Genomic DNA, 8,491 nt, shown 5'->3' on the forward strand with positions numbered 1-8,491 from the left:
CTTTCCTCGATCCTTCTGAATGTCTACTTCGATTTCGTGCTGGATTTTTTAGCGGCAGTTTTCCTTGCTGCTTTTTTTGTAGCAGATTTAGCGGATGTATGCGGTTTCCCCGGCTTATCTTTTGCGATTTCCGCTTTTTGCTTTGCGATGATTGCGGAAAGCCTGTCCTTCGCCTTCTCCAGTTCGGCGTGCCTTTCCTTGGAGAGGTTTTTGCCTGCGCGGTTGATATAGAAGTTCAACATCCTCATACCGGAGGCCGGCCCTTTGGGCGAGACCTTCTTCGACGCCAACGCCCTGGCGATAGCGGGTGCGCTCTGGTTGAACAGTCCCTCATCGGGATGGGTGGAATCCGTGTCGACTTTCGCGGACCATTTCTTTTTTGTCGTCATCGCTGCCTCCCCGCTTGGTAGGATGCGGGCGGCGGCCTTGGTTAGACGGCGCTGGCGAAAAAAGTTGGTTAGCAGGCTGCCGCACTCGTCGGCGAGCAGCCCGGGCTGAACCTCGACGCGGTGGTTAAGCTGCGGGTGATTCATGACAGCGAGCACAGAGCCGCACGCTCCAGCCTTGGGATCGAGCGCAGCGTAGACGAGACGATTGACGCGGGCGTGGAGAATCGCTCCGGCACACATGGCGCAGGGTTCGAGCGTCACGTAGAGGGTGCAGTGTTCGAGGCGATAGTTGGCCTGTGCGCGGCCTGCTTCGCGGAGAGCGACGACCTCGGCGTGGGCTGTGGGATCGCTGTCGCGGAGGACGCGGTTCTGGCCTCGACCGATGATCTTTCCTTTGTGAACCACGATTGCACCCACGGGAACTTCGCCAGCGGCTTCGGCTGCCTGGGCTTCGGCGATGGCTTCGCGTAGGTAGTCTAGGTCGGTATTCATTTTCGCGTTTTAGCTTTCGGAGCGTCGTCCTTGCGGATGCTATTCCAAAGGAATTTGCAGCCGACCAATATGCATCCTATTCCGAATAAGATAGGCAGCCATCGACTATTGCTCTGAGAGCCGAAATCTCCAATAAATAAAACGCCGCACAAGACAAAAGCCAGACCGAGGAGTGCAACGCCAACTCGCTGAACCTTTGTAATACGTCGGGACCCCTTCCAAAGCAGTTCGTCAACGCCTTTCGCATTGACCATGGCATCTGGCCATGTTGTATTGCGCTGCTTAAATTCCACTTCTTTAACGAGTTCTTTGATGGGGTGTTGCTCTTCGCGTCGCTCGTTTCTTGGGGAGTTCATGCAGGCTCCTGTTGAGAGAGGCAGTGCAGTGTGCCGAGGCCCCAGACGAGATCGACGGCGTGGATGCCTACGATGTTGCGGTCGGGGAAGCAGGAGGCGATGGTGTTGAGCGCGTGGCGGTCATTGGCGTCGTTGAAGGTAGGAACCAGGACGAGATTGTTGGCGATGTAGAAGTTGGCGTAGCTGGCTGGAAGACGCTGACCTTCGAAGACTACGGGCGAGGGCATCGGGAGTTCGACGATCTCGAAGGGCTTGTTGCTGAGGTTGCGGGCGTTGCGGAGGCGGTCGAGGTTTTCGGCCAGCGGGAGATGGTTTTCGTCGTGAGTGTTGGGTTCGACGGCGGTGAGGATCTTGTTCTCGCCTACGAAGCGGGTGATGTCGTCTACGTGGCCGTGAGTGTCGTCTCCGGCGCAGCCGCGATGGAGCCAGATGGTCTTTTCGATGCCGAGGTAGTCGTGGAAGGCCTGTTCCAGATGCTTGCGGGTGGACTCTTCGTCGCCGAGACCGGGATTGCGCTGCTGAATCTCAGAGAGGAGGCATTCTTCGGTGGTGAGGAGGATTCCTGCTCCGTTGGTGTCGATGCTTCCGCCTTCGAGGACGAGTCGGTGAGGCTTGCCGTTCGGTGCGGTGATTTCGGGCTTGAACTGCGGCATGTCATAGTGTTTGGCAACGTGTTGCGGAATCTGGTCGTCGCGGCGCCAGTTGTCGTACTTGGCCCAGGCGTTGAACCTCCAGTTGGTGATTGCTAGTTCGCCTTTGGGATTCTTTACAAAGATGGGACCGGAGTCGCGGAGCCAGACGCGGTCGGTGGGCCAGTGATGGAAGTGGAGACGGGCCATGTTGGCTCCGGCGCGCTGGAGCAGACCGGTGGCGCGACGCTCGGCGGCGAGGTCGTTGACGAGGATGTGGACGTCCTCGCAGCAGGAGAGATGACGGGCGATCTCGGCGTAGACCCAGGGAATGGGCTGAAATTTTCCCGGCCAGTCTTCGGCGTTATGCGGCCAGGCGATCCAGGTGGCGGCGTGGGGAGCCCACTCGGCGGGCATGCGGTAGTTCTGGTCGCTTGGTGTCGTCATTCTGGTGTACCTGTTCTTTGCTGCGTTTTTATACTCCCCCACAGGGTACCCCACCCCCTATACCCAGAGTATGTAAAGTCTTCCATTGAAAGGACTTATTTTCTAAAGTCTTCTATTCAAAGGGGTTGCGGATAAGTTGCTGATTCTAAATGGGAAGCGGCGCCGGAGATCTGCGGTTTCTGCTGCTATTTCAAGTATAGCGGTTGGAGCGAAACTAATTTGCAAACTCTATCTTCTTTGTTTCTAAGACTTTGAGGGATTTTGGGGCTTGACAGGTTTTTGCGGACTTCCAAGTTTCAAAAGCTGGAACGCAGGGACCAGACCAGAATCATGCCGAAGAGGATGTAGACCGCGCCCATGAGCTTCCAGTTGGTGCGGGTGATCTGTTCAAAGCGGCTGGCGTTTTTCGCGAAGAGCCTGCGGCCGAGGAGGAAGCGGTAGACGGGAAGGACTTTGGTGGGCGCAGCGAGATGGAAGGTTCCCAGGATGATGTAGGCGGCGGCGATGAGCAGGAGGATGAGGGCGGTCATTTTTCAGCGTGTGCTGAGTGCAAGGAGAACATATCTGAGGCTGGAAGTGAACATCCCACCCTTTGCGATGAGGCTGCAAAGGTGGGGCACCCGTGCTTTTGGTGAGTGGGTTAGGGAAGGCGGTTCGCGCGTGGCGCGAATGCCCACATCTCAAAATCGAGATGTGGGGCACCCGCACCCGGGAAATTGCTATCGACAGGTTTTGAGGCTAGGGGTGGAGGATTTCCTGGGCGGCGCGAAGGCCGGAGCGGATGGCGGCGTGGACGGTTCCCCAGTGGCCGGTGGTGTCGGTGTGCTCTCCGGCGAAGTAGAGGGTGTTGTCGGCGGGGAGGGTCATTTTGGAACTGGCGTCGAGGCCCCCGGCAGCGACGTAGCTGTAGGCTCCGAAGGTGAGGGCATCGTGCTGCCAGTCGTGGGTGTGGCAGGCGATGAGCTGGCTGCGGATGTCGGCGGGGTCGAGGGAGAAGATTTGGGCGAGAGTTTTGCAGGCGGCTTCGGCTAGCTCGTCGGTGGTGAGGTTCGCGAGGGCTGCGGAGCGGGGGCCTCCGATCCAGCCAGTGAGGGTGTTGCTCAGGGCCGGGTGGGGTGTCCACCAGACCGGGGGCATGGAGGCGAAGGAGAGGAGGAAGCTGAGGTTGCGGAGGGAGTTTGAAGAGGGTAGCCGGTGGGGAAGAACCGCAGGTCCTTCGACTGCGGCGGCAGAAGCGCCGCCTTCGCTCAGGATGACAGTTTTGTTGTTGGTGCGGCTATTACGGTCGATGTGGAGGTGCTTCCAGAAGGGTTCGCGGAAGACCAGGGTGAAACGGCGGGCGTTGCCCATGCGGAGGCGGTTGGCCTCGTGGAGGGCGTCGGGGGTGGGGCTGAAGGTGACGGAGTTTTGCTGGAGAACGCCGAGGGGCAGGGTGATGATGGCTTTGGCGGCCTCGAAGGTAATGGGTTGGCCGCTGCGCTGGGCCTCGATGCGGACGTGGTTGGGGGTCCAGTCGATGCGTTCGACGAGGGTGTTGAGGTGGAGGGAGCCGCCTGCCTCGGTGAACTTTTGCGCGAGGAACTGGGGGAGGCGGTCGTAGCCGTCCTTGATGCGGAAGAGGCGGTCGCCTTCGATGGCCTCTTCGGCTGCCTGCTGGAGGCCGAGGGAGTGGGTGCTGATGATGCGGTGGTCGGCGGCGTTGAAGCCTTCAACGTAGCCGATGGTGGCTTGGCGCTGGTCTTCCGGTACAGGGTGCTGGGCGAGGTATTCGGCGAAGGTTTGGTCGGGGCCGCTTAAGGACTCGAGCTTGGCTTCGATTTTTTCAAGGATGGGGGTGGCCTCTTCTTCTTCGTCGCGGGATTGGAGGCGGCTGTCTTCGAAGGTGAGCATGGAGCCGTCGAGCTCGTAGGTTTCGAGGTTGGCTTCTTCGATGAAGGACCAGAGCTCGGGAGGCTTGCCGTGGACGAACTCGGCGCCTAGCTCGATGATCTCGTTGGCTTCGCGGATGGTGTGGATGCGTCCGCCTACTCGGTTGGCGGCTTCGAGGAGGGTGACGCGGCGGCCCGCTTCGGCGAGGGTGCGGGCGGCGGTGAGGCCGGCCATGCCGGCTCCGAGGATGAGGATGTCGGATTGCATTTGGATTGGATGCTGTGTGGGGGAGTTTTATTCTCCGGCCCTTCGCAAAGTGCGCGAAGGATGGGGCACCCGGGCGGTTTGGGCTGGGTTAGGGAAGGCGGTTCGCGCGTGGCGCGAATGCCCACATCTCAAAATCGAGATATGGGGCACCCGCACCAGTTAAAAGGGAAAATCCGATCTTGCTGGTTCAGAAAGTAAAGCCACCGGTTTTTCCCAGTAAGTTCTATTGCAGATTCTGCAGTCTCTTCTTATCCCACCGCTCCAGGGCTCTGCATTCGAAAGATATGCAAGCTTTGCATCTGACTCGTAACATTTAGGACACAAAGGACTGTTTTCGTCGTCTTTGAAATAATAGCCAAACACCGCAGACCTTTTGATGGCCGCTTTTTCTGCAATTGCGATCCTGAGTGTCCGATTTTCTTCCTCTAAATCTAAGACCTTGGATTTCAAGTCCAAAACACCATTAAACACTTCACTAATTGTTTGCTTGAGGTCTGAATCTTTTGAAGTTTTTGCTAACTCGATTGCAGTCTTGAGAGACTGCACCGTGGAATTGACAAGTGTCAGGGCTGTTGACGCGACGTGCGGGTTCATTTCCAAAATTGAAACTCCTTTCGACGAAAAACTCAGTCCAAGAAGCGTTTGGCGATGCCTTCGTAGGCGTCGATGCGGCGGTCGCGGAGGAAGGGCCAGTGCTGGCGGGTGACTTCGACCAGCTTGGGGTCGAGGTCGGCGTAGAGGATCTCTTCCTGGTCGTGGCTGGCCTGGGCGAGGATGCGGCCGAAGGGGTCGGCGATGAAGCTGCCGCCCCAGAACTCGATGCCGGAGTGGGGGGTGTGGTCGCCGGGGCCGTGCAACTCGACCGTGGCGGGGTTGCCGTCGGCGGCGGTGACTTTGAACTTGACGTCGCCGTGCTCGTGGCCGACGCGGTTGACGGCGCAGACGAAGACGCCGTTGGCGATGGCGTGGGCGCGCTGAGCGGTCTGCCAGGCTTCGTACTGGGCAGTGCCGAACTCCTCCTTTTCGGAGGGGTGCCAGCCGATGGCGGTGGGGAAGAAGAGGGTTTCGGCTCCGCGAAGGGCGGTGAGGCGGGCTCCTTCGGGGTACCACTGGTCCCAGCAGACTAAAGTTCCTATAGGACCTGCAGACGTGGAAGTGGCCTTGAAGCCGAGGTCGCCGGGGGTGAAGTAGAACTTCTCGTAGTAGAGCGGGTCGTCGGGGATGTGCATCTTGCGGTAGGTGTCGGCTATGCGGCCGTCTCGCTCGATGGTGACGGCGGTGTTGTGGTACAGGCCGGGGGCGCGGCGCTCGAAGAGGCTGGCGACGAGGACGACACCGGCTTCGCGGCAGACGCGGGTGAGGATGTCGGTGGAGGGGCCGGGGATGGACTCGGCGAGGCCGAAGAGGGCGTGGTCTTCGCGCTGGCAGAAGTACTGGGCGCGGAAGAGCTCGGGCAGGCAGACTAGGGTAGCTCCCTGGCGGGAAGCTTCGTAGACACGCTCGGCGGCGCGGTCGAGGTTGAGCTGGGTGTCGGGGGAGCAGGACATCTGGATGAGCGCGACGCGGGTGTTTTGAGTGGGTGCCATGGGTGCCTTTTCAAGGAAAACTGCCGGAATTGCCGTGCCGGGCGCCTCCAGTTGCCCCAGCATAACGCGAGGGCTTGTTTTCAATGATAAAAGACCGGGAGCTATGAGAGGCGGAAGATCAAAAAGACGGGCGAAATCGCAGGTCCTCTCTTTTTTCGGGTGGCGATATCTGATAGTTTGGAAGTGCCGAAGAATCCACGACGCTTCTGCGGCTCATCCATCACACAGCGTTTTGTATTCATCCCCGCCCCGTGCGGCAGCCGTGTATTTCATTGCAGAAGGAGTGGTACGTTGAGCGAATTACGTAATTTTCTGGAACTTTCGTACGGTGAACTTGAGGACTTGAACCTGCAGGCCAAGGAACAGCGCAGGAAGCGCGTTGCTGCCGATGTGATTCAGGAAGAGCGTCTTCGTTACCTGACCGATGAGCACCGCATCAAGGCCGTCACCGTGCTGTTCAGCGACCTCGAAGGCCGTCTGCACATGCTGGACTATGACAAGAAATTTCTGATCAAGAGCTATGACAACCTGACGTTCGACGGCTCGTCGATCCGCGGCTTTACCGCGCAGCGGGAGAGCGACCTGCGCCTGGGCATCGACTGGAGCGCGTTCTACTGGGCGCCAGCCGATGTGTTCGGCGGCGGCAAGGTCCTCGTCTTCGGCGAAGTGATCGACAAGAACGGCGGCATCTACAGCGGCGACATCCGCAGCGTGCTGAAGCAATTCTCGAAGGAGCAGTTCGACAAGCAGGGATACACGCTGAACGCTGCCAACGAGATTGAAGGCTTCCTCTTTGAGGGCATCGACGCCGAGCGCAGCTATCACGAGACCGGCAGCTTCGAGTACGTCAACAAGGGCGGCTACTATCACTCGCTGCCGGGCGATCCGCTGCGCGAGTTCATCGACACCAGCGCGGAAGTGCAGCGCGCCATGGGCTTTGAGAACGAGAAGGACCATCCCGAGGTTGCGCCTTCGCAGTTCGAGATCAACTACACCTATGGTGAGGTTGTTGCCGCAGCTGACCAGATTCAGCTCTACAAGCTGATCTGCCGTCAGGTGGCCACGCAGATGGGCATGACCGCGAGCTTCCTGCCGAAGCCGGTGGTTGGCGTCAACGGCAGCGGCATGCACACCAACGTCTCCATCACCAAGGGCGGCAAGAACCTGTTCTGGGACCCCAAGGGCGAGGAGAAGATCTCCAAGCTGGCATGGCAGTTCACCGACCGCATTCTTACGCATGGCAACGATCTTTGCCTGCTGTTGAATGCCAGCGTGAATGCCTATCGCCGTCTCGATCCTCACTTCGAGGCGCCGAACCAGATCAAGGCTTCGGCTGTGGATCGCGGTTCGATGATTCGTATCCCTATCGGCAACGAGAAGTCGTCGCGTGTCGAGGTCCGTTCGGTTGGGCCGGATGCGAACCCCTACCTCGTGCTGTACTCGATCTTCAAGACCGGCCTGCATGGCCAGACCTCGAAGATCAAGAACCTGCGCCAGGCCGAGCGCTATCTGCCGGACAACATCTACACCGCCCTTGAGAACTTCCGCGGCGCTGAATGGACCGGGGAACTTCTGGGCGAGGATGTGAAGTCCCGCTATGCCGATCTGAAGCAGGCCTCGGCGGACCGCTGCGCACGGCTGCTGGGTACGATCGTCAAGGCTCCCGAGGTACAGTTCCACCACGATGTCTACAACCAGTTGCTTTGGAACATCTTCTAAGAGGTTCCTGTTCGGTGAAAAATGCCTCGGCTTCGGCTGGGGCATTTTTTGTGTGAGGGCGTCTCGTCTTGCAAGACAGTATCGTGCGATTAACGAACCTGCTGTCCGAAAATTGTCATTCGTTGTGCCGGAATGTTACGCTTCAACAGCCGTACTGTCCCCTAAACTGGAGTGATGAAGATGCAATCGAGCTATAACGGAATCGCTGTTCCCGCCGACGGTCAACCCATTGAATACGCCAACGGAAAATTTACCGTTCCTGATAATCCTGTCATTCCCTTCATCGAGGGCGACGGCACCGGGCGCGATATCTGGCGCGCGTCGCAGCGAGTTTTCGATGCTGCTGTTGAGAAGGCGTATGGCGGCAAGCGCGCGGTGAAGTGGTACGAAGTGCTCGCTGGGGAGAAGGCTTATCGGCAGACACAGAACTGGCTGCCGGACGATACCGTGAAGGCGACGATGGATTTTCGCGTGTCGATCAAGGGACCGCTGACGACGCCGGTGGGTGGCGGAATTCGCTCGCTGAACGTTGCGCTGCGGCAGTTGATGGACTTATACCAGTGCGTGCGTCCGGTGAAGTATTATGCGGGCGTGCCCAGTCCGGTGAAACACCCGGAGAAGCTGGACGTTGTGATCTTCCGCGAGAACACAGAGGACATCTATGCTGGCATCGAGTTCCGCCAGGGAACGCCTGAGGCGAAGAAGTTTATCGACTTCGTGAACGATGAGATGCTGAA

General features: G+C 58.8%; 9 protein-coding genes and 1 pseudogene. 2 read left to right on the top strand and 8 right to left on the bottom strand.

Going from position 1 to position 8,491, the window contains the following annotated elements; all coding sequences use genetic code 11:
* Positions 1-23: 23 nt before the first annotated feature.
* The 8 genes and pseudogenes from VMU57_RS22880 to VMU57_RS22585 all read right to left on the bottom strand — a co-directional run bounded on the left by VMU57_RS22880 (position 24) and on the right by VMU57_RS22585 (position 6,035).
* Complete coding sequence (locus VMU57_RS22880) at positions 24-389, bottom strand: DUF3175 domain-containing protein (RefSeq protein ID WP_349255574.1); 366 nt, start codon at positions 387-389, stop codon at positions 24-26.
* Between the two features lie 27 nt (positions 390-416).
* A pseudogene (gene tadA / locus VMU57_RS22885) lies at positions 417-881 on the bottom strand (tRNA adenosine(34) deaminase TadA); the annotation flags it as partial.
* Positions 878-1,237, bottom strand: a complete 360-nt coding sequence (locus VMU57_RS22560) for a hypothetical protein (RefSeq protein ID WP_325387556.1) — start codon at positions 1,235-1,237, stop codon at positions 878-880. The pseudogene tadA and the gene VMU57_RS22560, both read right to left, overlap by 4 nt.
* A complete protein-coding gene (locus VMU57_RS22565; protein WP_325387558.1) occupies positions 1,234-2,313 on the bottom strand; it encodes an agmatine deiminase family protein in 1,080 nt (359 codons plus the stop codon). Before VMU57_RS22565 ends, VMU57_RS22560 begins: the two co-directional genes overlap by 4 nt.
* 296 nt (positions 2,314-2,609) lie before the next feature.
* Positions 2,610-2,843 carry a hypothetical protein gene (locus VMU57_RS22570; protein ID WP_325387560.1) on the bottom strand — a complete coding sequence of 78 codons (234 nt, stop codon included), beginning with the start codon at positions 2,841-2,843 and terminating at the stop codon, positions 2,610-2,612.
* A 208-nt stretch (positions 2,844-3,051) separates the two neighbouring features.
* Complete coding sequence (locus VMU57_RS22575) at positions 3,052-4,449, bottom strand: NAD(P)/FAD-dependent oxidoreductase (RefSeq protein ID WP_325387562.1); 1,398 nt, start codon at positions 4,447-4,449, stop codon at positions 3,052-3,054.
* Positions 4,450-4,608: 159 nt separating this feature from the next.
* Positions 4,609-5,043, bottom strand: a complete 435-nt coding sequence (locus tag VMU57_RS22580) for a hypothetical protein (protein WP_325387564.1) — start codon at positions 5,041-5,043, stop codon at positions 4,609-4,611.
* Between the two features lie 32 nt (positions 5,044-5,075).
* Positions 5,076-6,035, bottom strand: a complete 960-nt coding sequence (locus VMU57_RS22585; protein ID WP_325387566.1) for a carbon-nitrogen hydrolase — start codon at positions 6,033-6,035, stop codon at positions 5,076-5,078.
* Positions 6,036-6,326: 291 nt separating this feature from the next.
* Here VMU57_RS22585 and VMU57_RS22590 point away from each other — a divergent pair, with 291 nt between their 5' ends.
* On the top strand, positions 6,327-7,754 hold the full coding sequence (locus tag VMU57_RS22590) for a glutamine synthetase family protein (RefSeq protein ID WP_325387568.1): 1,428 nt from the start codon (positions 6,327-6,329) through the stop codon (positions 7,752-7,754).
* Positions 7,755-7,934: 180 nt separating this feature from the next.
* On the top strand, positions 7,935-8,491 hold a 557-nt coding region (locus VMU57_RS22595; protein WP_325387574.1), incomplete at its 3' end, for an isocitrate/isopropylmalate family dehydrogenase.

Origin of the sequence: Edaphobacter sp. (assembly GCF_035532915.1) — a bacterium.
Classification (GTDB): domain Bacteria; phylum Acidobacteriota; class Terriglobia; order Terriglobales; family Acidobacteriaceae; genus Edaphobacter.

Coding starts and splice junctions, on each gene's coding strand:
- VMU57_RS22880 (WP_349255574.1), bottom strand. CDS start 389: ATGACGACAAAAAAGAAATGGTCCGCGAAAGTCGACACGGATTCCACC.
- VMU57_RS22560 (WP_325387556.1), bottom strand. CDS start 1,237: ATGAACTCCCCAAGAAACGAGCGACGCGAAGAGCAACACCCCATCAAA.
- VMU57_RS22565 (WP_325387558.1), bottom strand. CDS start 2,313: ATGACGACACCAAGCGACCAGAACTACCGCATGCCCGCCGAGTGGGCT.
- VMU57_RS22570 (WP_325387560.1), bottom strand. CDS start 2,843: ATGACCGCCCTCATCCTCCTGCTCATCGCCGCCGCCTACATCATCCTG.
- VMU57_RS22575 (WP_325387562.1), bottom strand. CDS start 4,449: ATGCAATCCGACATCCTCATCCTCGGAGCCGGCATGGCCGGCCTCACC.
- VMU57_RS22580 (WP_325387564.1), bottom strand. CDS start 5,043: ATGAACCCGCACGTCGCGTCAACAGCCCTGACACTTGTCAATTCCACG.
- VMU57_RS22585 (WP_325387566.1), bottom strand. CDS start 6,035: ATGGCACCCACTCAAAACACCCGCGTCGCGCTCATCCAGATGTCCTGC.